Consider the following 24,928-nt stretch of genomic DNA (forward strand, 5'->3'; position numbering starts at 1 on the left):
TGACCCTGAATTGCGATAAAACAAAAACGGCCAGCTTTTGCAAGCTGGCCGTTGTCTTTTGAGGCGTCGGGAATTTAGCTGATGTAATTAAACAGCGACAAGCCCGACATGGTGGTGAACGATTTCTGCGCCGCCGTCAGCGTGGTCTGCTGCTGGGTGAACAGCGAAATCGCCGAGGTGTAATCCACATCCTGCAGGGTCGACAGCGTGGTTGCATATTGCAGGCCCAGGTCGTCGCCCGAGCTGTCGAGGTAATCCACTTCTTTCAAGCGCGCGCCTACTGCCGCCTGTACCGACAGCACATTGTCAGTCGCCGCATCCACATTCACTTGCAGCTGGTTGAGCTTATTGGTCAGGCTGGCCTGCCCGGCAGGACCGTCGCCCGGCGCGCGCAGCGCATCGATGAAGCTCTGCACGGTGGCGAAGATCGATTGATTGGTGGATGGCGTCACCGCAAAATTGTCGCCATCGACCGGATCGCCTTTGACGTCGAACTGCACGCCATCAAAGGTGATGTTTTGCCCGCTCACATAGTTTTGCGGCACGGCCGGTACCGGTGTCGCCGGCACCGGGGTGCCGGTGGTGAGGTCGGTCACGGTGTAGGTGGTTGCCTTGGGCGTGCCCGGCGTTTCCGGCACCACCTGGAAATCGATCTGGTACTTGTGGCCGGTCAGCAGCGTGGCGTCCTTGACCGAGCCGGCGCTGATGATGCCGCTACCGCCGCGCGTGTAGTTGGCCGGGTCGGGGGTGGTCACGAACTTGCCGTTGCCGGTGGCGTTGGCCTCGAACACGGAAGCACCGGAATCGGTGATCGGAATGGTGCGGGTGGAACCGACTTGCAGCGAACGCTGGCCCTGGTCGCCCTGGTAATCGGCGCCGGTGGCGGTTTTGGTGAACGGCAACGTGGTCGATTTGTAGCCTGAAAAGACATAGCCGCCGACGCCGTCAGCGGTGTTGGCCACCCCCAGCAGGTCAGCCAGCCGGCCCTCCAGCTCCGTCGCCACCGACGCCCGGTCCGAAGCCGTGTACGAACCGTTGCCGGCCTTCACCGCCAGGTCCTTGATGTCCTGCAGGATGGAGGTGGCGCTGGCCAGCGCCGTGGTCTCGGTCGACAGCACGCCCTTGGCGTTGGCGCGATTGGTGGCCAGCTGGGTATTCAGCGATTGCGACTGCGTCACTTCCAGCGCACGCGCAGTGGCGATCGGATCATCAGCCGCAGTCAGGTTCTTGCGGCCGGTGGACAGCTGCTGCTGCGTGCGCGACATCGACGTCTGCAGCGATGTAATCTGCGACGAACCGATGTCATATATCGTTCTGGTGCTGATGCGCATAACCATGATGCTACCCTATCTCTTTAATTGCCAATATTGAGCAATGTGTCGAATAACTGGCTGGCCACTTGCATGACCTTGCCGCAGGCCTGGTACGCTTGCTGGTAGCGCAGCAGGTTGGCCGCCTCTTCATCGAGGTTGACGCCGGACACGCTCTGCTGCGCTTCCGTGGCCTGCTTGACGGCAGCGTCGGCGGCGGTGCTGCTGATCTGCGACTCACGCGCCTTGGTGCCCACGTAGTTGACCATCTGGGCATAGGTGGTCTGGAACGTGGCTTTGCCGTTGTCCAGCACGTTCTTGGTTTGCAGCCCGGCCAGCAAGGCGCCGTTGCGGCTATCGCCCACGCCGCTGGTGTTGGGACCGACCGTGAAGGTATCCTGGTCGGCTGGCGCACCGCTGATGGTGAAGTTGACGCCGCCGAAGCTGATGTTGGCACCGTCAGTGTACGTCACCGGCGTGCCGGCCGGGTACACAGTTGACGTGCCGTTGACGGTAACCGTCACATCCTGCCCGGCCGGGAAGCCGGAGAAGCTGTTGCTGGCCTTGTCGTAGGTCAGCGTGGCGGGCGTGGTCAGCTGGTTGCCCGGCGTGAGGTAATTCGTATCCACCGTGCCGGCCGAGATCTTGCCGTTGCCGACATTGGCGGTCGGCGCGGCAGTGGCGATCGGCGCCGCCAGCGCAATCTTGTCGCGGTCCTTGATGGCCACCGAGAAGTCCTTGGCGGCGTTGTAGGTCGGCCGCACTACGAAGTTGTCATTTTGCGCCGGCGTGCCGCTGATGCTGTAGGCCACGCCATCGATCACTTGCGGCGTGGTCTGCGGGAATGGATTGATCTGCGTGACCTTGCCGTCGCTCTTGCGGGTAACGTTGAAATTGGTGCCGTCGTAATCAACGCTGTAGTCGCTGGCCGTCAGCGCGCTGGCATCAGTCACGGTAGCGCTCACGGCGGCCGTGCTGGCCGGCGAGTTGCGGCTGTTGGTGCCGACATAAGCCTGGATCGGGTTGAAGAAATTGGTACCGAGGTCGCCATTCTCATCCTCGCCCAGCACGTGCTGGGCATTGAAGGCAGTAGCCAGGCCGGCCGCCACCTGCCCCAGCGAATTTTGCGCGCGGTCCATGGCGCCGTCGCGGAACTCCAGCAGGCCGCCCAGCTGGCCGCCGGTGATGACGCTGTCCGGCAGCGCGGTGAAGGCGCCGTTGTCGGCCTGGTAGCCGATGGTCACGCGGCTGACGTCGGTCGGCGAAGTCGAGGTGCCCAGCTGGAAAGCCTTGTTGGCCACCACCAGCGGCTGGCCGGTGCCGATCGAGACGTTGAGCATATTGTTGTCGCCGGGGAGGACGGTGACTTTGACCAGCTTGTTCAGCTCGGTCAGCATCTGGTCGCGCTTGTCCAGTAGGTCATTTGGCGCGGCCTGGTCGGTGGTGAGGCCAGCGATGGTCAGGTTGATGTCGGCAATTTGCTTGGCGTAGGCGTTGATCTGGCCGACGTTGGAGGTGATCTGGCTGTTGACGCCAGTGGCAATCTCGCTCAGGCGCGCGCTCATGCCCTGGAAACGCGAGGCCAGCGACTCCGCATTCGACAGCAGCGACTGGCGTGCGGCGGACGAGGCCGGATTGGCGGTGGCGTCCTGCACACCGTTAAAGAAGTCTTGCAGCGCCGGCGAAAGGCCGGCCGTAGGATCGGCCAGCAGGTTGTCGATCTGGCTGATCTGCGAGTTGTAGGCGTCCAGCGAAGCCTGGTTGGCCTCGGCGCCACGCAGCGAGGTGGCCAGGAAGTTGTCGTAGTAGCGGCGTACGGCCTGGATCTCGGTTCCTGAACCGACATAGCCGAAGCCCTGGTACTGGGTGCCGGTATCGCCCTGGATCGCCACTTGGCGGTTGTAGCCAGCCGTATTGGCGTTGGTGATGTTGTTGCCGGTGGTCGAAAGGCCAACCTGGGCTGCCAACAAACCGCTTTTACCGATGCTAAGGAGACTGGACATAATATTTTTACTCTATCTGAGATGGGTAACGGCAAGCCGTGCCAAAACTTTATTAACCGGGTTAGCCTGCCAGTGAGCGCTTGATGATGCTGGTCAGCTTGGTGGCGTAATTCGGGTCGGTGGCGTAGCCGGCTTTCTGCAAGCCCTTGGCGAAACTGGTGGCGTCGCCGGCACTGGCCAGCACTTTTTCGTAGCGCGGATTGGTGGCCAGCAGCTTGGCGTAATCCTTGAAACTGTCGGCATAACTGTCGTAGGCGCGGAAGCGCTCGACCTTGGTTTGTGCTTTGCCGTTGACGTATTCGGTAGTGGTGGCCTCGACCACTTTGCCCTTCCAGTCGCCGCTGGCCTTGATGCCGAACAGGTTGTGGCTGTTGCTGCCATCGCGGCCCTTGATCTCGCGTTTGCCCCAGCCCGATTCCAGTGCAGCCTGGCCCAGCATGAACTTGGCCGGAATGCCAGTGGCCTTGCTGGCTTCTTCCGCCGAGGCTGACAATTTTTCCTGGAAGCTGCGCACGTGCGGTGCTTGCGAGCCCTTGCTGGCAGTATCGGTAGCGCTGCTGGTGCTACCTGTGCCAGCGCCGCCGGACGCGGCAATCGCGCGCTGCAGCTTGGCGTCCATCAGGCTGGCGATGCCGTTGAAGTTGCCGCCGCTGCCGTCAGTGCCGTTGGCCGCAGTGCCGTCAGCACCGATGCCAAGCGCCGCTGCATCGGTCTTGGCCGACAACTGGCGCACCAGCATATCGGCCAGGCCGATGCCTTTCTTGGCGATGTTCTGGCTGGTCTGCTGGTCCAGCATGGTCTGGAAGGTTTTGGTTTGCTGGCTGTCCATCATGCCGTCTTGCGGCGTGGCGTCGCGCATGCTCTTCATCATCATGTTGACGAACATGGCTTCGAACTGGGTCGCCGCCGTTTTCAGCGCTTCCGGGCTGCCGGCGCGGGCCGACTGCTTGAGGCTGCCCATGTCCCGCACATCCAGCGAAAATTTGCTGCTCAGGTCATTGGTGGTAGTGGTCTGGCTGGCCATGTTCGCCCCCCGCTTAAATAATTTCCAGTTCCGCGCGCAGCGAACCGGCGGCCTTCATGGCCTGCAAAATAGACAGCAAGTCTTGCGGCGTAGCGCCAATCGCGTTGAGCGCCTTGACCACTTCGGCCAGCGATGCGCCGCCCTTGACCATCATCACCTTGCCGCTGTCAGCCTTGATGCCCACTTGCGGATTCTGCGTGACCACGGTACGGCCGCCCGACAGCGCATTCGGCTGGCTCACCTGCGTATCGGCATTCACCGACACCGACAGGTTGCCGTGCGAAATGGCGCAAGTTTCCAGCGTCACGGCGCGGTTCATCACTACCGAACCGGTGCGCGCGTTCATGATGACCTTGGCTGGCTGCTCGGCCGGATTAACGTTCATGTCTTGCAGCGTGCCGATGAAGGTGACGCGCTGGTCGCTGCTGCTAGGCGCTTGCACGCGGATCACGCGGCTGTCCAGCGCGTAAGCGATGCCGGCGCCGTATTTGTCGTTGATGGCTTCCACCACGCGGCTGGCGGTGGCGAAGTCGGCGCTGTTGAGTTCGAGCTTGATCATATTGCCCTCGCCCAGATTGGTCGCTACGGCGCGCTCGACGGTCGCACCGCCGGAAATCTTGCCGACGCTGAGGTGGTTGACGGTCAGCGAACTGCCGCCGCCACCGCCGCCACCCGCTTGCACGCCCACGCCGCCCACCAGCACATTCCCTTGCGCCATGCCGTACACCTGGCCGTCCGCGCCTTTCAGCGGCGTCATCAGCAGCGTGCCGCCGCGCAGGCTCTTGGCGTTACCCATCGACGACACGGTAATGTCGAGCTGCTGGCCCGGCTGCGCAAACGGCGGCAGCGTCGCAGTGACCATCACGGCCGCGACGTTTTTCAGTTGCAGCTGGGAGCCGCCCTGCGGCAGGTTGACGCCCAGCTGCTGCAGCATGGAGATCACGCTTTGCACGGTGAATGGCGTCTGCGTGGTCTGGTCGCCGGAACCGTCGAGGCCGACTACCAGGCCATAGCCCAGCAATTGGTTGTTACGCACGCCGGCTATGCTGGCCAGATCCTTGATGCGCTCGGCGTGGCTGAACGGCATCAGCAGGGACAGGCAAACCAGCGCGGCGGCTTTGAGTGAAGTTTTCATGATCATCAGAACGGCAGCAAGCTTTGGAAGAAGCGCGACGCCATCGAGGACAGCTCGGCGCGGTCGATCGTATTCGAGGTGCGGTATTCAACCCGCGCATCGGCCACGGCAGTCGACTGCACAGTGTTGCCGGTAGCAATGCTGTCCGGGTTGATCATGCCGGAGAAGCGGATGTATTCCGTGCCCTTGTTCATGCCGATCTGCTTCTCGCCGGCCACGATCAGGTTGCCGTTGCCAAGCACTTCCACCACGGTGATGCCCATGGTGCCGGTGAAGGCGTTGCTGGCGGCCACGGTGTCGCCGTCGGTGTAGGTGTTCTTGGTGCTGGCCGACAGCGGATTGCCGAAGACGCTCTGCAATTTGCCCGGCACGCTGGCGCTGACGCTGCCCGACTTGTTGCCGGTGGCGGTGCCGGTTTTGTTGGCCGAGGTGCGCTCGGTGATCACCAGGGTCAGCACATCGCCCACCTGGCGCGCGCGGCGGTCTTCGAACACCGGACGGAAAGCGGCCGGCTGGTAGATGGCGCCGTTGTTCGGCACCGCCTGCATTTGCTCGGTGGTCAGCGGACGCGCGCTCATCGGACCGCTGACGATGGTGGTCGGGGTCGACTGGCAAGCGCTCAACAGCACGGCGGCGGCAACAACAATGAGAGCAGTTTTCATCATCATCCCCTTACATCTGCGTCAGCTTCTGCAGCATCTGGTCGGAGGTGGTGATCGCCTTGGAATTGATCTCGTACGCGCGCTGGGTCTGGATCATATTAACCATCTCCTCCACCACGTTGACGTTGGAGGTTTCCACATAGCCCTGCAGGATGGTGCCGGTGCCGTTGGTGCCCGGCGTGTTCTGCTGCGGGGCGCCGGAGGCAGTGGTTTCCACGTACAGGTTCTCGCCCTTCGATTCCAGCCCGGTCGGGTTGATGAAGGTGGCCAGTTGCAGGCTGCCCAGCTGCTGGGTGGTGGTGGCGCCGTTGGTGTTGGCGATGTTCACCGACACGGTGCCGTCGCGCGCCACGGTGATCGATTGCGCGGTGATCGGGATGGTGATGGCCGGTTGCAGCACAAAGCCTTCCGAGGTCACCATCTGGCCGTTGTTATCGCGCTGGAACGAGCCGTCGCGGGTGTAGGCGGTGGTGCCGTCCGGCAGCAGCACGGTGAAGAAGCCGCTGCCGTTGACCATGATGTCTTTATCGTTGCCGGTCGACTGCGGATTGCCTTGCGTGTGGATGCGCTCGACAGCGACGGTGCGTACACCGGTGCCGAGCTGCATGCCGGACGGCAGATTGGTCTGTTGCGACGACTGCGCGCCCGGTTGGCGGATATTCTGGTACAGCAGATCTTCGAAGACCGCGCGTGACTTCTTGAAACCGTTGGTGCTGACGTTGGCCAGATTGTGGGACGTGACGTCCATCTGCGTCTGCTGCGCTTCCATGCCAGTCTTGGCGATCCATAACGAACGTATCATGATGCTTCTCCCAATGCCGGATGAACATTAAGTCTGTTCATCCCATGCCAGCATTATGCGGGAGAGGTCATCAACTCAAAGCGAGGATCTGGGTGGCTTTTGCGGCGTTATTCTCGGCGTTCTTCATCAAGCTCATTTGCATTTCGAAGCTGCGTGCCAAGCTGATCATATTGACCATGGAATCCACCGGATTGACGTTGCTGCCCTCCAGCGCGCCATCGACCACGCGCACGGTAGCGTCGTTGTCGGCCGGCGTGCCGTCGGCTTGGCGGAACAAGCCGTCGTCGCCACGCAGCAGGTTTTTGGTGTCCGGATTAACCAGCTTGATGCGGCCCAGCGTGTTGGACGGGCCCGGCTGGAAAGTATCGTTGATGGCGCTGATAGTGCCATCGCTGGCAATGGTGACCTTGGTGTCAGGCGGCACCGTGATCGGGCCGCCGTCGCCGATCACCGTCTGGCCTGCGCTGGTTTGCAGGATGCCGTTTTCGGTGATCTTCAAACTGCCGTTGCGGGTATAGGCTTCCGAACCGTCGGCCGACTGCACCGCCAGCCAGCCCTGGTCGCGCACCGCGATATCCAGGGCACGGCCGGTGGTTTCGATCGGACCGGCGCGCCAGTCCGAGCCGACCGTGGAGTCGACCACGAAGGCGCGCGTGGGCAAGCCCTCTGACACCACCGGCACTGCCCGGAACGAGTCGAGCTGGGCGCGGAAGCCGGTGGTGGTAGCGTTGGCCAGGTTGTTCGACACGGTGGCTTGCTGCTCCATCACGTGTCGTGCCCCAGTCATCGCGGTGTAGACGAGACGGTCCATGTTTTACCTCATTAACGCAGATTCACCAGCGTTTGCAGGATCGAGTCTTCGGTCTTGATGGTTTGCGCATTGGCCTGGTAGACGCGCTGTGCGGTGATCATGTTGACCAGCTCCGCCGTCAAATCGGTGTTCGAAGTTTCCACCGCGCTCGAACGCAGCTGGCCCATCGAACCCGCATTCGGCACGCCGATGGTTGGCGGACCCGACGCCGAGCTTTCCGCCCACGCATTATTGCCTAGCGGGGTCAGGCCGTCGACACTGGCAAAGTTGGCCATCGCAATCTGGCCCATCGCGCGCGACTTGCCGTTGCTGTACTGGCCGAGAATGATGCCGTTCTGGTCGATCGAGTAACGCTGCCAGGAACCGGCCGAGTAGCCGTTCTGGGTCGAGCCGAGGTCATTGGTGACGCTGCCGTACTGGGTGGTCTTGTCAAAGGTGGTGGCCACCGTCATCGGCACTAGTGCGCCGGTGTCCGGGAAGATCGGCAGCTGCACCTGGAACGGCAGGGTTTGCGGCGGCGTCATCAGCGCCATCGCCTGCGGATCCAGCGCGCCGTTCTTGGTGAACAGCAGCGTACCGGCTTTGACCGCCGGCACGGTGATGGCGGCGCCCAGGATGGCGTTGATCTGGTCCGGGGTCTTGCCGGTGATCGAACCGCTGGTGGTCGGGTCGAGCGCAGTGAAGGCGGCGGTCAGGGCGTCGAGCTGGGCCTGGGTAGCAGCGGCCGGCGGCGTGCTGGCGGCGGCCAGCATCGCCTGATAAGCGGCACTGGCGTAGGTGCCGGCAGCGGTGGCGATCGCGGCGTCATCGGGCGGCGTGGCGCGCACGGCGTCGTTGTAGGCGGCGCGGGCGTCCTTGGTCGGCTGGTCGGTGGCCACCACGGCGGCCACGCTGGCCGAGACGATTTCTTTGTTGTCGGCGGCGGCGTACACGTCCCAGGTATTGGCGTCGGTCTTGACGTAGTAGGTCGTCATGATGTGGGCGGTGCCGAGCGAGTCGTACACGTTCAGCACAGTTTGCTTGTTGTAGCTGGTCGGGTCGTTGGCGTCGAACGGAATCGTGCTCGGTACTTTTTCCGCTGAGCTCAAGTTCAGCTGGAAGTTGGCTTCGGTGGTCTGTACCGGCGTCAGGTCGGACTTGTCCAGGGTCAGCGGTACCGGCGAGCCGAGCTGGATGACGCCCGCCTTGTTGGACAGGTAGCCGCTCAGCACCGCGCCCTGCGCGTTAACCAAGGTGTGGCTGGCGTCTTCGTGGAACTGGCCGTTGCGCGAATATTGCACCGCGCCGTTGACTACTTCGCGGAAGAAGCCGCCGCCGTTGATGGCCACGTCCAGCGGGTTGCTGCTGGTCTCGATATTCCCTTGGGTGAACTGCTGCGCCAGTTTGGACACCGACACACCGATACCGGGATTGTTGCCCGACACGCCATTCAGCGAGTTCGCATACAGGTCGGCGAACTGCGCCTGCGAGGCCTTGAAGCCCACGGTGCTGGCGTTGGAAATGTTGTTGCCGATGACGTCCAGCGATTTGGATGCAGCATTCAAGCCGCTCAATCCTTGTTGGAACATGGTATTCCCCTATGGTGTGATGACTGCTTACAGAACTTCTTTCACATCGCTCATGGTGAACTGCCCGAGCGAGGTATTCAATTTGGTGCCGCCGCTGCCGGTCGACACGCTGGCCACCGCCGCCAGCTGCAGCGCGGTGGCGTCGGTCAGGGTCTTGCCGGCGCTGGTGGCGGTCACGGTAAAGGTGTAGCTGCCGGCCGGCGCGGTGGTCTTGGCGTCGGTGGTGCCATCCCAGCTGATCGGGTAGGTGCCGACCTCGGCGTTGTTCAGGGCCATGGTGCGTACGGTCTTGCCGGTGCTGTCCTGGATCGCGATCGAGACGTTTTGCGCGGCCGAGGCCAGGTCGATGCCGAACACGCTGGAGCTGGTGGTCTTGCCGGCGTCGTCGGTCGTGCTGCTCAGGGTGATGCCCTTGCCTTCCACCAGCACGCCCTTGCCGATCAGGTTGATGGCGCTTTGCGATTGCGACGCGGCGATATCGGTGCGCAGCGATTCCAGCGTGCTGTTGACCTTGTTGATGCCGGTCACGGTCGACAGCTGCGCCAGCTGGCTGGTCATGGCGGCGTTGTCCATCGGGTTCAGCGGATCCTGGTTTTGCAGCTGGGTCACCAGCAGTTTCATGAACTTGTCCTGGTCCGCCTGCACACTGGTGGTGCTGCTAGTGCTGCTGGTGGTGGACGTGGTGGTGGTGCTGTTGGTGGTTGCCGCGACCGGCGTATCGATGATGCCACTAATAGCCATGATATGGACCTCTTCTTATCTTCTATATGCTTACGATTGACCGATGGTCAGGGTTTTCAGTAACAGCGTCTTGGCCGAGTTCATGGTCTCGACGTTGTTTTGGTAGGCGCGCGAGGCCGACAGCATGTTGACCATCTCATCCACCACATTCACGTTGGGCATGGTCACGTAGCCATTCTCGTCCGCTGCCGGATGTTTGGGGTCGTACATCATCTTCATCGGCGACTGGTCTTCCACTACCTGCTTGACCCGCACGCCGGTCGAGGCGCCGCCGTCGGTTGGCGTGGTCGCTTCAAACACCACCTGGCGCGCGCGGTAGGCTTCACCGCTGGCGCTGGTGGCGCTGTCGGCATTGGCCAGGTTGGAGGCCACCACGTTCAGGCGCTGCGCTTGCGCGCTCATGGCCGAACCGGAAACGTTGAAAATATTAAACAGCGACATGATTAACTCCCTGACTGGATCGCCGCCATCATCGATTTGATCTGGGCGTTAATGGCGGTGATGCCCGCTTCGTAGCGGATGGCGTTATCGGCAAACTGGTTGCGCTCCACGTCCATGTCGACCGTGTTGCCGTCGACTGCGCCCTGGATCACGCCGCGGTACTGCAGCGGCGTGCCGTCGGCCAGCGCACCAGCATCTTGCTGGGGGGTGGAGTAATGCTTGCTGGCAGTGGTGTTCAAGGTTTGTTTCGCATCCGGATTGGCCTTGTCCAGCGCCGACTGCAGCGCGGCGCTGAAGTCGAAATCGCGCGCCTTGTAATTCGGTGTATCGGCATTCGCAATATTGGAGGCGAGCACGGTCTGGCGCTGTGAGCGCAGGCTCAGGGCGGATTCATTGAAGCGCAAATAATCGTCTAGCTTGCCGAGCATGATCTGCTCCCCTTCCACATTGATGACAGGATCGATGATACGGAGTTGCCCGTCACCACCATCGGACGATAAGCACCCCATTTCCCGCCTTATTCCAAGCTTCAAGTCCAGACCGCCAGACTATGATGGCAGCATTGAAGGGGAAACCGACACCATGAAATCACGCTTACTACTCACTGCGCTGCTGGCCGCCACGGTCAGTACCGGCGCGAGCGCCCAGGGCGCGCGCCAGGACATCGCCGTGCTCAAGCGCACCGTCGAGCAATTCCTGCAAGTGCAGGCTGGCGGCCTGCCGGGCCAAGTGACGGTGAATGTGGGGGCGGTCGATCCGCGCATCAACCTGGCGGCCTGCCCTGATCCGCAAGCTTTCTTCATGCCCGGCGCGCGCGCCTGGGGCAAGACTTCGGTCGGCGTGCGCTGTGCAGCGCCAGCGGCGTGGACCATCTATATTCAAGCCAGCGTTACGGTGATGGGCGACTACGTCGCCAGCGCCGCGCCGCTGGTGCAGGGCCAGCCCATCGACGCCAACCAGCTGACCATGCTCAAGGGCGATCTCACCATGTTGCCAGCGGGCATCGCTACCGATGTCAGCCAGGTAATCGGCCGCAGCGCCAATGTGTCGCTGCCGCCGGGTACGCCCCTGCGCCTGGACACCTTGCGCAGCAAGCCGGTGGTGCAGTCGGGCCAGCTGGTGCGGCTGGTCTCTAGCGGCAACGGTTTCAGCGTGTCGGCCGAAGCGCGCGCCATGAGCACGGCCGGCGACGGCCAGGTGGTGCAGGTCAAAACCGCCAACGGACAACAAATTACCGGCATCGCCAAGACTGGCGGTACGGTGGAGGTAGCATTTTGAGCAACACCCGGCTAAAGTTTCCGGCGATAGCGCCGTTACCGACTCAGATCCCGGAGTTTCGTACTCCTAGCTGAGAAGGAAAAGCTGTGAAAATCAATGACACACTAAAAAGCACGCCCGGCTTGCCGTCGACGCCTGCTGCCGGCTCCTCTACCGCGCGCGGCGCGGAAAAGGCAGCGGAAGCGGCACCGGCGAATGTCGGTTCGGATAATGTGCGCCTGTCGCCGCAAGGCCAGGCTATGGCGGCCAGTTCGGCCGGCGGCGCCAATGCCGTGTTCGACACCAAAAAAGTCGAGCGCATCAAATTGGCAATTGCCGACGGCCAGTTCCAGGTCAACTCGGAAAAAGTAGCGGATGGCTTGTTAGATACCGTCAAGGATCTGCTGCACTCACGCAAACGATAGGAATACCCCATGAGCACCGTCACCCCGCTGAACAGCCTGCGCGAAGAAAAACAGATCATGTCCACCCTGCTGGACTTGCTGCGCCAGGAACAGCAACTGCTGGTGGCGGCGGAAATCGAGGGCCTGCCTGCCGTCACTTCCCGCAAGACCGCGCTGGTCACGCAGATGACCTTGTTGTCGGCGCAACGTCACCGTTCTTTGGGTAAATCCGGTTTCCCGGCTGAGGAAGCCGGCATGGATGCGTGGATCGCCGCCAGCGGTGAAGCACGTGCAGAGTCGGCCGACCTGTGGCAAGCGCTGCTGCAGCATACGCGTGAAGCCAAGGAGCTGAACCGCGTGAACGGCATGCTGATCAACAAGCAAATGGGCCACACCCAGGGTGCGCTGCAGGCGCTGAATCCCAAGGGCGGCGGCAACTTCTACAGCCCTGGCGGCATCTCCACTTCCCTGCCGCGCAGCCGCGGCTTCCTGGCTGGCTGATTATTGAGCCGACGTCGTCGGCACTTCCGTACTTGGATCGGGAATGCCCGATAAAATGGTGACCGCCACCCGGCGGTTGCGTGCGCGGCCTTGCAGCGTATCGTTAGATGCGACCGGTACATTGGAGCTGTAGCCCACTGCCGTCAAACGCTGGGCCGCCACGCCAGCGTCGATGAACAACCGCACCACGCTGCTGGCGCGCACCGAAGACAATTCCCAGTTGGATGGAAAACGCGTGTTGCCGATCGGCTGATTATCGGTATGGCCTTCCACCTGCACATCGTGGCTGTCGGCCTTGAGCAGGTTGGCGACCGCGCGCAAAGCTTCCACCGATTCCGGCATCAGCCGCGCATCACCCGGATCGAACAGCACCGAAGCGTTGATCTCGACGCTGACGCCGCGCGAATTCTGCGTCACCCGCACCTTGCCTTCCTTGACCAGCGGCGCCATGGTCGACAGCAGGTCTTGCGCCAGCTTGGTCATCTGCTCTTTTTCCTTGCGCAGCAGTTCGGTGCGGCGTTTCAGCGCGGGATTGGGAATCGGCAGGTTGGGCACCTCAGTATTGATCGGCTGCGCTGCGCCCTTGCCGCCAAAGGCGTCGCCGAGCGCATCAGAAAAGATTTTGTATTTGCCGATGTTGACGGCGGAGATCGCATACATCACCACGAAGAAGGCGAACAGCAAGGTGATGAAGTCGGCGTAGGAAATCAGCCAGCGCTCGTGGTTTTCCGGTTCGTCGTCGAACTTCCTGCGCGCGCGCCGGTTCTGCATGTCAGTGCTCCCGCAGCAACGTGGCGATGCGCTCGTCGATCACACGGGTGTGGTCGCCGGTGGCGATGTCATAGAACACCGCCGCCGCAATCTCCTGCTGGTGCACGGCTTGCGTGACAATGGCTTTGAGCTTGTTGGCGATCGGGTAGAAGAACAGGTTGGCCAGGCCGACGCCGTAAATGGTGGACACGAACGCCACCGCAATGCCGGCGCCCAGCTTGCTCGGATCGGTCAGGTTTTCCATCACGTGGATCAGGCCCAGCACCGCGCCCAAAATACCGATGGTGGGCGAATAGCCAGCCGCCGATTCCCAGATGCGAACGGCCTGGCGCTCCTCGGTTTCGTAGGCGGTGATTTCAGTGTCCAGCAACTGGCGCAGCTTGTCGGGCGCGATGCCGTCGACAATCAGGCGCAAGCCTTTGGTATTGAACTTGTCCTTGGAGGCCAGCATGTAGCGCTCCAGCGACAGCAAGCCGTCGCGGCGCGCCGCCAGATTCCAGGCGTTGATGTCGCGCGCCAGTGCGGTGCGGGTGTCGGCCGGCGGCGCGAACACCAGCCGCAGCATGCGCAGGCCGCGCCACAGGGTTTTCGGTCTGGTTTGCAGCAGCACAGCACCAAAGGTGCCGACCACCACGATGGCAAACGCGGCCGGCTGGAACAGCGAGCTGATCTTGCCGCCTTCGAGGCTCTGGCCGATGACGATACCGGCCAGCGCCACCAGCACCCCGGCTACGCTGGCCCAGTCCAAGACCGCTCCCGGAGTGAGGCACGCAGGCGCGCCACGGCTTGCGTATGCAGCTGCGATACGCGCGATTCGGAGACACCCATCACGGCGCCGATTTCTTTCAAGTTGAGCTCCTCTTCATAGTACAAGCCCATCAGCATTTTTTCCCGCTCCGGCAAGGCATTGATGGCATCGATCACGGCCTGGCGGAAGTCGCCGTCCAGCAGCGAACGCAGCGGGTCAGCGTCGTCATCCGAGGCGTAACGATCGAGGAAGCTATCGTTGCCGTCCTCATCGTGAAAATCTTCGTAGTAGACCAGCTGGTGGCCGCCGCCGTCGCCCAGCATTTCCTGGTAGTCGGCCAGCGACAGCTTGAGCGACTTGGCCACCTCCGATTCGCTGGGCGGCCGCCCCAGGCGCTGCTGCAAGGTGGACATTGCAGCCTCGACCTTGCGCATATTCTGGCGTAGCGAACGCGGTAGCCAGTCGCTGTTGCGCAGCTCGTCCAGCATGGCGCCGCGGATGCGCAATACCGCGTAAGTTTCAAATTGCGCGCCGTGCGTTTCTTCGTAACGGCTGATGGCGTCTAGCAGGCCGATCATCCCGGCTTGCACCAGATCGTCGACTTCGACGCTGGGCGGCAGTTTCGCCTTCATGTGGTGGGCCAAGCGCTTGACTAACGGCATATGCTCCGTCAGTAAGGTATCCTTGTCCGCTTTCCCTTTTACCGTATACATTCGAATAATTATTGTCTTGATTAAGCGCTGAGTTGGCTATTCCCTCCCAGCGCGAAGCGGCCCGCCAGCTGGCGGAACGCAACGGAGGCACCGGCCAGCGGAAACGCATCGACCACCGCGCGCCCCAAGCGCGCAGCACGTTGCAGGTATTCATCCGCCGGCACCGAGCCCATTGACACCAGGTTCACGGCCAGGTATCGGCTGGCTGCCTGTGCCATATTATCGTATACCACCTTTGCTTCCGATTCGGAAGCCCCGGTGACCAGAATTCCAAAGGGCCGGCGGCCGAGTTCCTGGTTCAGGCGCTTAATCATACTGTAGGCGGCCTTGATCGAGGTAGCGCTATTGGAGACTTGCACCACGATTTCCGAGCTGGCCATCACCGGCACCGGAAACGCTTCCCCATCAAACTCGCCGTCAACCAACACCATGCCGGTCTGCTTGGCCAGCACGTCGAAGGCCTTGGCCAGGCGGCGTGTTTCGTCCGGACCGGAGCGCGCCGCGCCACGTGTCATGGACGCCACAGCAAAACCTTGCGGTACCGGGTGGATGACTTGATTCAGCGCGCATTCCTGGCGCGCCACGTTCAGCAGGCTGTGGCCGCCATCGACCCCGAGCCGCGAAGCCACGCCGTGGGCGCTGTCACAGGCATCGACGATCAGCACGTCATTGCCGGCGCGCGCCAGCGAGGCGCCGAGGTTGACCAGCATGGAGCCCTTGTCATCCTGCGGCGCAGCCGACAGGAAGGTGACGATGCGGGGCTGCGGCCCCGCCAGCATGCGGCGTAAGCCTTCAGCTTGGTCGAAATTGAAGTTAGCCAAGGTGCACCTCGCGCAGGCTATGATCGTTGCTCATCAACAGAGGCAGCTCTGCATCCTGGTACTGCGTGTTGACCAGCTCGCGTTTCAATTTGAAAGCGCGATCGATCAGGTAGGCGGGATCGGCCAGGTGCAGGTCTTCCGGCACGCGCTGGCCGTTCGAGACGTAGAACAGGTTGAGCTTGTGGCGGATCACCACGTCCAGCACATTGCCGATGGCGGCCGCTTCGTCCAGCTTGGTCATGATGCAGCCGGCCAGGCCGCTGCCTTGATAAGCGCGCACCACTTCGCTCAGGGTTTCCTGGGTGGCGGTGGCGTTCAGGCACAGCAGGCGTTTGACGTTGGCGTCGGCGCCTTGCAGCATGGAGACTTGTTCGGTCACCATCTGGTCGCGCTGGCTGACGCCGACGGTATCGATCAGCACGGTGTGCTTGTTCTTCAGTTCTTTCAGGGCGATGCGCAGGTCGGCCTCGTCCTTGACCGAGTGCACCATCACGCCGAGGATCTTGCCGTAGATGCGCAGCTGTTCGTGCGCGCCGATACGGTAGGCATCGGTGGTGATCAGGGCCAGCTTGTCCGGGCCGTGGCGCATCACGCAGCGCGCGGCCAGCTTGGCGGTGCTGGTGGTCTTGCCAACGCCGGTCGGACCGACCAGTGCAAACACGCCGCCCTGGTCGATCAGCGCATCTTCGTTGGACATGGTTTGCAGGTTGCGCGTGAGGACGGTCTTCATCCAGCGCAGGCTGTCGGCGGCATCACGCTGGCTGGCCGGCAGTTTTTCGATCAGGTAGCGCGCCAGGCTGGCCGAGAAACCGGCTGCCAGCATCGAGCGCAGCATGGCGGTTTTGTGCGGTTCGCGCGCTTGGGTGGCGCCCCACGACAGTTCGGCCAACTGGGTTTCCATCATGCCGCGCATGGCGCGTATTTCATTCATCATGCCGCTCATTTCAACGGCGGCACTTTCCTTGGCGCTGGTGACAGCGGCGCTGACCATCGCAGCGATCTGGTTGGCGTCGATGGATGGTGCGGCTTTGGGTTGGGGTGCGGCTGGCGCTGGTGCAGGCGCTGCGGCCGCAACCTTGGTGGCCAGCGAAGCATGCGATGCGACCACGCGGCGCTGCGGCTGTTGTGGCAGATTGACTGGCTTGGCCGCGACTGGCGGCGACATATGCGGCAGCTCGTCTTCGAAACGCGGTTCGATGCGGCCGGCTGGCACGGCGGTGGTGCCGAGGTCCAGCGACGGCGCTGGTTCAGCCATCGGCGAGTGCGGTGCGGGCATGGCCAGCGAAGCGGCATCGTCGTTGGCGAGGGCGAGGATTTCAACCACGCCATCGGACTGGCGGTTGGACAGGATCACGGCGTCGGGGCCGAGCGATTCGCGGACTTTGCGCAGCGCTTCGCGGGAAGTCGACGCGGTAAATTTTTTAACGTTCATGACCGTCTCTCAAGGAAAGCAAATGGAGTAGCTTCACTCCCATGCTTGCATTATTGACGATGCACCTTGGAAACGATCTGATGAACAAGAGTGGAAATGGGCCGCAATTCAGTCGCGGAAAACTTCGTCCAGCGTGCGGGCGTCGAGCAACTTCAAGCCCCACTCGGACAGCCGTTCCGCATCCGCCGTGGCCAGCCGCGCAAGCGTGCCAGGATCCAGCGCACCAAAGCGCTTGGCCAGCATGGTAGCAAGCAAGGTGTAACGCCCTTCTTGCCGCCCTTCTTGCAACCCTTCCTGCCGGCCAATCTTGCGTCCAGCGCGTTCAAAGTTATTTATGTAAGGCATAGCTTCTCTCCTTTCCAAGGCATACACGGCATCCCTGAATTGCAGGTCCAGATCTTCCGGCAAACGCATCATCCAGTCGATCGCGTGATAGAAATCGATGATACGCTGCTTGTCCCAGCGACGCTCATACAGAAGCTTGGTCAAGTACCACTTGGCAGCATGGCGATGCCCAGCTTTGCGCTTGGTTTGCTGCGTCAGCAAATGCGCAGCAGTCACTAGTGCGAACGGACTTTGGTGCGCCAGCAATTCGGGCAGACGATCCGCATAGTCCTGTAACTTCACAATCGGAAAAGCCAGGCACATCTCGCAGCCGAACAATTGATAGGCAAAGCTTGATGGCCGCCAATCCTTACCGCTGTCCGCCAGCACCGCCATGCTGACCACCGGCTTGCGATAGCGGTCGTACACACGGTAGTGATAAATGAAAATGCGCTCAGCAAATGCTGAATCGCGCCAGCCCTGCACTTCCAAGTGCAGCAGCACCCACCGCTCGCCGCCGTCAAGCACATGCACGTGCACAAGCTTATCGAGGATGCGCTTGCCTAAAGCCGCGTCGCGCGATAAGGCGACCAATTCCTGGTCGAGGAACACATACGGACGTGACCAGTCAATCGCAGCATGCACGGCGGGAAAATAGAAGGCCATGAATTCGGGGAAGTAGTTGGTGACTACTTCCTTCCATGGCGTGTCGTAGTCGTCGTCCATCCTTGCAGTCTAGGCTCGCTGCAAGGATGAATTTAACGCCAGATCAAACTCAGGCCGGTTGCTGGCCTACCAGTGCGGTGACACGGATAGTTTTGCTTTCCGGGATCTCCGCATGCGACAGCACTTTCAGCTGCGGCAAGGCGCGGCGCAGGAAGCGCGACAGCAAGGCGCGCAACGGCCCCGGCACCAGCAGCACCGGCGTCAGGCCCAACGCCTCCTGCTGCGCCGCCGCCTGCTGCGCTTGCTGCGCGATGGTGTCGGCCAAGCCTGGCTCGATGCCGGCGCCGTCCGGACCGCTGGCCGCCAGCGCCTGCATCAGCAAGCGCTCGAGGCGATTATCCAAAGTCATCACCGACAATTCGCCAGCCCCCGGGAACAGCTGCTGCACGATGGCGCGGCCCAGTGCGATACGCACCAGAATGGTCAAGTCACCGGCATCTTGCGTATGCACCGCATGCTCGGCCAGCGTCTCGATAATACTGCGCATGTCACGGATGTGCACACCTTCCGCCAGCAGATTCTGCAGCACCTTCTGCAGCGTCGACAGCGGTATCAGTTTCGGCACCAGATCTTCCACCAGCTTAGGCGCTTCCTTGCTCAGATGATCCAGCAACTGCTGCACTTCCGAGCGGCCCAGCAGTTCGGAGGCGTGGGTGGTGATCAAGTGGTTCAAATGCGTCGCCACCACGGTGCCTGCGTCGACCACGGTGTAGCCCATACCCTGCGCTTGGTCGCGCAGGCTGGCGTCGATCCACACTGCCGGCAAGCCAAACGCTGGATCGGTGGTCACCATGCCTTGCAAGGTGCCGCTTGCCATACCTGGATTGATCGCCAGGAACTGGCCGTTGAAGGCCTCGCCCGTGCCCACTTCCACGCCCTTGAGCGCAATGCGGTAAGCCGATGGTTTTAATTCGAGGTTATCGCGGATGTGCACCGGCGGCGCCAGGAAACCAACCTCCTGTGCGAACTTCTTGCGAATGCCCTTGATGCGCTTGAGCAGCTCGCCGCCCTGCGTCTTGTCGACCAGCGGAATCAGGCGATAGCCGACTTCCAGTCCCAGCGTATCGACCGGCATCACGTCCTGCCAGCTGGCCTCCTCCTGCTCGGCTGCTGACGCTGCTGCCGGCGCGGCCGCTTCGGCGGCCGCTACTTCGGCAGTCATCTTTTCAGAAGCGCGCTTGGTCAGCATATAGCCGGCACCACCAAGGATGGAACCCAGCAGCAGGAATACCAGGTTAGGCATGCCTGGAATCAAACCCATGCCGCCGATGATGCCGCCCGTGATGTACATCACCTGCGGCTTGGCAAACAGCTGGCCCATCAGCTGGGCACCGATGTCCTGCTCGCTGGCCACGCGCGACACTACGATACCAGCAGCAATCGAAATCACCAGCGATGGAATCTGCGCCACCAGGCCGTCACCAATCGCCAGCAGGGTATAGTTTTTGATCGCATCGGCAAACAGCATGTCGTGCTGGATCAGGCCGACCAGCAGGCCGCCCACCACGTTAATCACCGTCACCAGAATACCGGCCACAGCATCGCCGCGCACATACTTCGACGCACCGTCCATCGCGCCGTAGAATTCGGCTTCCATCGACACTTCGCTACGGCGTTTTTTCGCCTCCGCCTCGCCGATCAAACCGGCGTTGAGGTCGGCGTCAATCGCCATCTGCTTACCCGGCATGGCATCCAACGCGAAACGCGCGCCCACCTCAGCAATACGGCCCGCGCCCTTGGTCACGACCACGAAGTTAATGATGGTCAAAATCACGAACACCACGATACCAACCGTGTAGTTACCACCGATCAGGAAGTGACCAAACGCTTCAATCACTTTACCGGCCGCATCGGCGCCGGTATGGCCTTCGGTCAGCACCACGCGGGTCGACGCCACGTTCAGCGACAGGCGCAGCATGGTCGACAGCAGCAGCACGGTCGGGAAGGACATGAAGTCCAGCGGCTTCACCGTGTACAGGGAAGTCAGCAGCACGATCACCGACAGCGCGATGTTAAAGCTGAAGAACATATCCAGCACAAACGCCGGCAACGGCAGAATCATCATCGCCAACAGCATGATGATCAGGATAGGCGCCGCCAGGCTGGCCTTGTTTTGCGAAGTAGCCAGGCCTTGCAGCCAAGGCGGCAGTTTCACGTTGCTGAGGGCGTTCATACAGGTGCTCCGTTATTCAAATCTGTTGGCTGGCCGTGCTTGGGAATGTAGGCCGGATCGAGCGGGTCCATCGTCCGCGGTACGTCGAGTTGCTGCGGCTTGTCTGGGTACTTGCCCTTGCCTTTGCTGAACAGGCGCAGCTGGAAGACGTAAGCCAGCACTTCGGCCACCGCCGCGTACAGCTGCTCCGGAATCTCGTCGCCGATTTCGGTGTGCTTGTGCAGCGCACGCGCCAGCGCCGGCGCTTCCAGCATGGCGACCTTGTGTTCCTTGGCGATTTCGCGGATCTTCGCTGCGACCTCGTCGGTGCCCTTGGCCACCACTTTCGGTGCGCCGCGCATGCCATCGCTATACTTCAGCGCGACCGCATAGTGGGTCGGGTTGGTCACCACCACGTCGGCGGTCGGCACGTCAGCCATCATGCGGCGCTTGGCCATCTCGCGCTGCAGCTGGCGAATCTTGCCTTTGATCTGCGGATTACCGTCGGACTCTTTGGATTCCTGGATCAGCTCCTGGCGCGTCATCTTCAGCTTGTTCGCGTAATGCCACATCTGGTACGGGCCGTCGATGGCGGCGATCAGACCCAGCGCGCCGACGATGAACAGGAAGCTGGAAGACAGCATATTCAGGGTGTGGCCGATGCCCAGCTTGAGCGGCTCGACCGACAGGCCGATCACTGCATCCTTGTACTTGAGCACCACCAACCACGTGACGAAACCGACCACGATGGTTTTGAGGATAGCCTTCAGCAGCTCCACCAGCGCGTTGCTGGAGAACATATTGGTAATGCCGTTGATGGGATTGAGCTTGTTAAAGTTCGGCATGAAGGCCTTGCCGCTGAACAGCCAGCCGCCGACCAGCATGGGCGAGGCCAGCGCCACGATCATCACGGCGATGCCGAGCGGCAGGCAGGCGATCATCACCTGCACCACGTCCAGCGCAATGCGGTGGAACAGCACGTCGGCGTCAAAGATTTGTTCTTGTGTCAGGGTCAGGCCGGAGATCAGCGAGGCTTCCATCTGGCGCACCAGGCCATCGCCGGTCATCCACAGACCGGCGCCCGCCGCCATCAGCACGGTAAACGTCGCCACTTCCCGCGATCGGGGAACGTCGCCTTCTTCACGCGCCTGCTCGAGGCGCTTCGCTGACGCGGGTTCGGTCTTTTCGGCGTCGCTATCTTCTGCCATGTGGTCTGCCTGCTGCTTAGGTTAATCTCGACCGTGCCATTATGGATTGCGGCACGGCAAGATCATCGATGGAATACGGCAGGAAACTCAGGCTTGCTTGACGGTTTGCTTGATTGTTTGATGAATGGCGCCGAACACGGATTTACCGTCGTCCAGCATGTCGATGCGGATGGTGTCGCCAAACGCCATGAACGGCGTGACCGGCTCGCCGCCGGCGATCATCTCCAGGCAACGCTGCTCGGCGATGCAGGAATAGCCTTTTTTGCTGTCCTTGTTGGACACGGTGCCGGAACCGATGATGGAACCGGCCCGTACATTGCGCGACTTGGCCAGGTGGGCAATCAGTTGCGGGAAGTTGAACACCATGTCGACGCCCGCCTGCGGCTTGCCGACCAGCTTGTCGTTCCAGGTCGACAGCAGCGGCAGGTGGACTTTGCCGCCCTTCCACGCGTCGCCCAGCTCGTCTGGTGTAACGGCCACCGGCGAGAAGCTGGTGGCCGGCTTGGATTGCAGGAAGCCGAAGCCTTTGGCCAGCTCTTCCGGAATCAGATTGCGCAGCGATACGTCGTTGGCCAGCATAATCAGGCGGATGCGCTGGTGAGCCTGGTCGGGCGTGGAGCCCATGGCCACATCGTCGGTGATCACACACACTTCTGCTTCGAAATCGATGCCCCACTCTTCACGCGCCAACATGATGTCATCGGTCGGGCCGAGGAAATCGTCGCTGCCGCCCTGGTACATCAGCGGCTCGTCCCAGAACGAGACCGGCATCTCGGCGCCACGCGCCTTGCGCACCAGCTCGACGTGGTTGACGTAAGCCGAACCGTCCACCCACTGGAAAGCGCGCGGCAGCGGCGCCATGCAGTTGGCCGGCTCGAAGTCGAAGCTGCGGCGACCGCCGCCCCGGTTCAGTTCCTGATAGATGGCGTCCAGTTGCGGGGCGATGAAGGTCCAATCGTCGAGGGCGCGCTGCAGGGTGCGGCAGACGCCATCGGCCAGTTGCGCGGTTTTCAGGTCGCGCGAGACCACCATCAGCTGGCCGTCGCGGGTGCCGTCTTTCAGGGTAGCGAGTTTCATGCGGGTGCCAAGAGAGCGAGTTGTTCAGGCGTCAGATAGCACCATTCGCCTTCGTTAAGGTCCAGCGAAGCCAGTTCCAGGTTGCCGATAGCCGAGCGGTGCAGCGCTGCGCAATGGTTGCCGGCAGCTGCCAGCATGCGCTTGACCTGGTGGTACTTGCCCTGCTCCAGCACGATTTCCAGCTGGTACTCGCCGCGCTTGACGCAGGTTTGCGCCGCCAGCGGCGCCGGTTCGTCATGCAATTGCACGCCGGCCAGCATCTGGGCGATCAGCTCGTCAGTAACAGGCTCAGCCGTGGTGGCTTGATAGATTTTCGGTACATGGCGCTTCGGCGACGATTGTGCGTGGATAAACGCGCCATCGTCCGACATCAACAGCATGCCGGTGGTGTCGTGGTCAAGCCGGCCGACCGGCTGCACATCGCGCCAGGTCAGTTCTTCCGCCAGCAGGGTCAGCACGCCCGGATGGTGGCTGGGCTTGCGCGAACATTCGAAGTTGGCAGGCTTATGCAGCGCAATGTAGACGTGTTCGCGGTAAACCACGTCTTCGTCGAACAGGCGGAATACCAGGCCATCGGTCTCGATGCTCTCTTTGTAGTTGTCGTGCACCACGCCGTTGATCGTGACTTCGCCGTCCTCGATCAAGGTGCGGCAGAATTTGCGGGTGCCATAGCCCTGCGATTGCAGGATGCGGTCCAAGGATAATTTGCTCATGGGCGCGATTTTACAGGATGCGACTCCTTGACGCAGATCAAACCATGCTTGGATTCTATTGATAGACTGAAACTGCATTAGGAATTCGCCTACTGCACCTAGGAATACTCAGCAGGATAGACCATGAACGATCTCGCACTCGCCCATGCCGCTGCTCACCGCGCAGCGCTGCTGCTGGAGCGTTACCGCCACGGCGACGCCGAAGGCGCCAGCGTCCAAACTGCCTGGCATGACGCCCAGCAAGCGCACTTCCTGGGATGGCTGGAAGCGGGCGGCTTCACAAAAGAAAACAGCGGCACGCAGCCGCTGTTTTCAGTCCCACAAAGGAACTTATATGAGGAATCGAAATTCTCTCTACTCCGCATCAATGATGCAGCTGAGTAGTTCTCTACGTTGTACTACACAACCGGAAAGTGTTTATATTTGCCCCCCCTAGGTAAGAACTACAACACCAATATAGTTCAAGGAAAGCGATCTGCAAGTGAAACCGAGGCTGGATTGATAATATTAATCGCCCAGCCAGTCATCCTATCACTTATGCTAATGCAAGCTAGGCCGTGCAGTCTCCACCGCCGACTTCATGGCGCCTGCGCCCATCGCCGCACCAAATTTCTTCAGCACACGTTCCGGCAAGCCTTCGTGCTGGGTGTAGTCAACGATGTCTTCCGCCTTGATGACGTCGCGCGCCACGCTGTCGACGGTGCCGTAGGCATCCGCCAGGCCCATGTCGATGGACTTGGCGCCGGTCCAGAACAGGCCGGAGAACATCTCCGGCGTTTCCTTCAGGCGCTTGCCGCGGCCGTTGCGCACCACCTGGATAAATTGTTCGTGAATTTCGTTGAGCATGGTTTGCGCGTGTTGCTTGTGTTTTTCGGTCAGCGGGCTGAACGGGTCCATGAAGCCTTTGTTCTCGCCAGCAGTCAACAGACGTCGCTCAACTCCAACTTTTTCCATGATGCCGGTGAAGCCGAAGCCATCCATCAGCACGCCGATCGAACCGATGATGCTGGCTTTGTTGACGTAGATGCGGTCGGCGCCGGCGGCAATGTAGTAGCAGCCCGAAGCGCAGATTTCGTCCACGACAACGTACAGGGGCTTGCCGGGATAGCCCTTGCGCAGGCGGATCATTTCATCGACGATCATGCCGGCCTGCACTGGGCTGCCGCCCGGGCTGTTGATGTGCAGCACCACCGCCACCGAGCCGGTGTCAGAAAACGCCTTATTCAGCGCCGGAATCACCACCGCCGCCGAGCCACTGCCCTCGGACTCAATCGAACCTTCCACCTCGATCAGCGCCGTGTGGCGGCCCAGCGTTTCGCCGTCCGAGCCGGTCCAGCTGAAGTCGAAGTAGGCGCTCAGCGCAAACACCACCACCAGCAAGGTCAGCGCCTTGAAGAAAATGCCCCAGCGGCGTGACGCTTTTTGTTCTTTGAGAGTGGCAAACACCAGTTTTTCCAGCACCTCGCGCTCCCAGTTGGAAGCGCTGACGGCCGCCGGCTTGGCGGGCTGCACTTCAGGCGCGGGGGCAGGCGTTGGTGCAGGTGCTGGGGTGCTGCCGGGTTCGAGATCGTCGCTCATGGATTG

General features: G+C 61.6%; 26 protein-coding genes. 4 read left to right on the plus strand and 22 right to left on the minus strand.

What is annotated here, in order from left to right:
* Positions 1 to 74 precede the first annotated feature (74 nt).
* From flgL to flgB, 11 genes are all read right to left on the minus strand, one after another.
* Entirely contained in the window at positions 75 to 1,337 is a 1,263-nt protein-coding gene (flgL, locus tag GTP46_RS15070) for a flagellar hook-associated protein FlgL (protein WP_161007463.1), read from the minus strand.
* Between the two features lie 17 nt (positions 1,338 to 1,354).
* Positions 1,355 to 3,313, minus strand: coding sequence for a flagellar hook-associated protein FlgK (gene flgK, locus GTP46_RS15075; RefSeq protein WP_161007464.1), 1,959 nt, complete (start codon positions 3,311 to 3,313; stop codon positions 1,355 to 1,357).
* Between the two features lie 61 nt (positions 3,314 to 3,374).
* Positions 3,375 to 4,337 (minus strand): flagellar assembly peptidoglycan hydrolase FlgJ, encoded by a 963-nt coding sequence (gene flgJ, locus GTP46_RS15080; protein WP_161007465.1) that lies wholly within the window; start codon positions 4,335 to 4,337, stop codon positions 3,375 to 3,377.
* 13 nt (positions 4,338 to 4,350) lie between these two features.
* On the minus strand, positions 4,351 to 5,472 hold the full coding sequence (locus GTP46_RS15085; protein WP_202414289.1) for a flagellar basal body P-ring protein FlgI: 1,122 nt from the start codon (positions 5,470 to 5,472) through the stop codon (positions 4,351 to 4,353).
* Positions 5,473 to 5,477: 5 nt separating this feature from the next.
* On the minus strand, positions 5,478 to 6,134 hold the full coding sequence (locus GTP46_RS15090; RefSeq protein ID WP_161007467.1) for a flagellar basal body L-ring protein FlgH: 657 nt from the start codon (positions 6,132 to 6,134) through the stop codon (positions 5,478 to 5,480).
* Positions 6,135 to 6,144: 10 nt separating this feature from the next.
* A complete protein-coding gene (gene flgG, locus GTP46_RS15095) occupies positions 6,145 to 6,936 on the minus strand; it encodes a flagellar basal-body rod protein FlgG (RefSeq protein ID WP_161007468.1) in 792 nt (263 codons plus the stop codon).
* Positions 6,937 to 7,006: 70 nt separating this feature from the next.
* The gene (gene flgF, locus GTP46_RS15100) at positions 7,007 to 7,747 is read right to left on the minus strand and encodes a flagellar basal-body rod protein FlgF (RefSeq protein WP_161007469.1); all 741 of its coding nucleotides are present in this window, start codon (positions 7,745 to 7,747) and stop codon (positions 7,007 to 7,009) included.
* Positions 7,748 to 7,758: 11 nt separating this feature from the next.
* Positions 7,759 to 9,315, minus strand: coding sequence for a flagellar hook protein FlgE (locus GTP46_RS15105; RefSeq protein ID WP_161007470.1), 1,557 nt, complete (start codon positions 9,313 to 9,315; stop codon positions 7,759 to 7,761).
* Between the two features lie 27 nt (positions 9,316 to 9,342).
* Positions 9,343 to 10,056: a flagellar hook assembly protein FlgD gene (locus GTP46_RS15110; RefSeq protein WP_161007471.1), complete on the minus strand. Its 714-nt coding sequence runs from the start codon at positions 10,054 to 10,056 to the stop codon at positions 9,343 to 9,345.
* A gap of 30 nt (positions 10,057 to 10,086) precedes the next feature.
* Positions 10,087 to 10,497: a flagellar basal body rod protein FlgC gene (gene flgC / locus GTP46_RS15115; RefSeq protein WP_161007472.1), complete on the minus strand. Its 411-nt coding sequence runs from the start codon at positions 10,495 to 10,497 to the stop codon at positions 10,087 to 10,089.
* 2 nt (positions 10,498 to 10,499) lie between these two features.
* Positions 10,500 to 10,925 (minus strand): flagellar basal body rod protein FlgB, encoded by a 426-nt coding sequence (gene flgB, locus GTP46_RS15120; protein WP_161007473.1) that lies wholly within the window; start codon positions 10,923 to 10,925, stop codon positions 10,500 to 10,502.
* A gap of 154 nt (positions 10,926 to 11,079) precedes the next feature.
* Here flgB and flgA point away from each other — a divergent pair, with 154 nt between their 5' ends.
* From flgA to GTP46_RS15135, 3 genes are all read left to right on the plus strand, one after another.
* Entirely contained in the window at positions 11,080 to 11,775 is a 696-nt protein-coding gene (gene flgA, locus GTP46_RS15125; RefSeq protein ID WP_161007474.1) for a flagellar basal body P-ring formation chaperone FlgA, read from the plus strand.
* 86 nt (positions 11,776 to 11,861) lie between these two features.
* Positions 11,862 to 12,179 (plus strand): flagellar biosynthesis anti-sigma factor FlgM, encoded by a 318-nt coding sequence (gene flgM, locus GTP46_RS15130; protein WP_161007475.1) that lies wholly within the window; start codon positions 11,862 to 11,864, stop codon positions 12,177 to 12,179.
* A gap of 9 nt (positions 12,180 to 12,188) precedes the next feature.
* Entirely contained in the window at positions 12,189 to 12,659 is a 471-nt protein-coding gene (locus GTP46_RS15135) for a flagella synthesis protein FlgN (RefSeq protein ID WP_161007476.1), read from the plus strand.
* On the opposite strand, the gene motD is transcribed toward GTP46_RS15135, so the two are convergent.
* The 10 genes from motD to GTP46_RS15185 form a co-directional block, all read right to left on the minus strand.
* Complete coding sequence (gene motD / locus GTP46_RS15140; protein WP_161007477.1) at positions 12,660 to 13,430, minus strand: flagellar motor protein MotD; 771 nt, start codon at positions 13,428 to 13,430, stop codon at positions 12,660 to 12,662. It lies immediately after the preceding gene.
* 1 nt (position 13,431) lies between these two features.
* A complete protein-coding gene (locus GTP46_RS15145) occupies positions 13,432 to 14,178 on the minus strand; it encodes a flagellar motor protein (RefSeq protein WP_161007478.1) in 747 nt (248 codons plus the stop codon).
* Entirely contained in the window at positions 14,160 to 14,891 is a 732-nt protein-coding gene (locus GTP46_RS15150; protein WP_161007479.1) for an RNA polymerase sigma factor FliA, read from the minus strand. The genes GTP46_RS15145 and GTP46_RS15150 overlap by 19 nt, the downstream gene beginning before the upstream one ends.
* 20 nt (positions 14,892 to 14,911) lie before the next feature.
* The gene (locus GTP46_RS15155; RefSeq protein ID WP_161007480.1) at positions 14,912 to 15,712 is read right to left on the minus strand and encodes a MinD/ParA family ATP-binding protein; all 801 of its coding nucleotides are present in this window, start codon (positions 15,710 to 15,712) and stop codon (positions 14,912 to 14,914) included.
* Complete coding sequence (gene flhF, locus GTP46_RS15160) at positions 15,705 to 17,144, minus strand: flagellar biosynthesis GTPase FlhF (protein ID WP_161007481.1); 1,440 nt, start codon at positions 17,142 to 17,144, stop codon at positions 15,705 to 15,707. Before flhF ends, GTP46_RS15155 begins: the two co-directional genes overlap by 8 nt.
* Before the next feature lie 108 nt (positions 17,145 to 17,252).
* Positions 17,253 to 18,194, minus strand: a complete 942-nt coding sequence (locus tag GTP46_RS15165) for a DUF4351 domain-containing protein (RefSeq protein WP_161007482.1) — start codon at positions 18,192 to 18,194, stop codon at positions 17,253 to 17,255.
* A 49-nt stretch (positions 18,195 to 18,243) separates the two neighbouring features.
* Complete coding sequence (gene flhA / locus GTP46_RS15170; RefSeq protein ID WP_161007483.1) at positions 18,244 to 20,367, minus strand: flagellar biosynthesis protein FlhA; 2,124 nt, start codon at positions 20,365 to 20,367, stop codon at positions 18,244 to 18,246.
* Positions 20,364 to 21,554: a flagellar biosynthesis protein FlhB gene (gene flhB, locus GTP46_RS15175; protein WP_161007484.1), complete on the minus strand. Its 1,191-nt coding sequence runs from the start codon at positions 21,552 to 21,554 to the stop codon at positions 20,364 to 20,366. Before flhB ends, flhA begins: the two co-directional genes overlap by 4 nt.
* Before the next feature lie 87 nt (positions 21,555 to 21,641).
* Entirely contained in the window at positions 21,642 to 22,631 is a 990-nt protein-coding gene (locus tag GTP46_RS15180) for a fumarylacetoacetate hydrolase family protein (RefSeq protein ID WP_161007485.1), read from the minus strand.
* Complete coding sequence (locus tag GTP46_RS15185) at positions 22,628 to 23,344, minus strand: pseudouridine synthase (RefSeq protein WP_161007486.1); 717 nt, start codon at positions 23,342 to 23,344, stop codon at positions 22,628 to 22,630. The genes GTP46_RS15180 and GTP46_RS15185 overlap by 4 nt, the downstream gene beginning before the upstream one ends.
* Before the next feature lie 123 nt (positions 23,345 to 23,467).
* Here GTP46_RS15185 and GTP46_RS15190 point away from each other — a divergent pair, with 123 nt between their 5' ends.
* Positions 23,468 to 23,728 (plus strand): hypothetical protein, encoded by a 261-nt coding sequence (locus GTP46_RS15190; protein WP_229258960.1) that lies wholly within the window; start codon positions 23,468 to 23,470, stop codon positions 23,726 to 23,728.
* A gap of 156 nt (positions 23,729 to 23,884) precedes the next feature.
* Here GTP46_RS15190 and GTP46_RS15195 read toward each other — a convergent pair whose 3' ends face one another.
* A complete protein-coding gene (locus GTP46_RS15195) occupies positions 23,885 to 24,922 on the minus strand; it encodes a S49 family peptidase (RefSeq protein WP_229258961.1) in 1,038 nt (345 codons plus the stop codon).
* Between the last annotated feature and the right edge of the window lie 6 nt (positions 24,923 to 24,928).

This window comes from Duganella flavida (assembly GCF_009857445.1).
GTDB classification, from domain to species: domain Bacteria; phylum Pseudomonadota; class Gammaproteobacteria; order Burkholderiales; family Burkholderiaceae_D; genus Rugamonas; species Rugamonas flavida.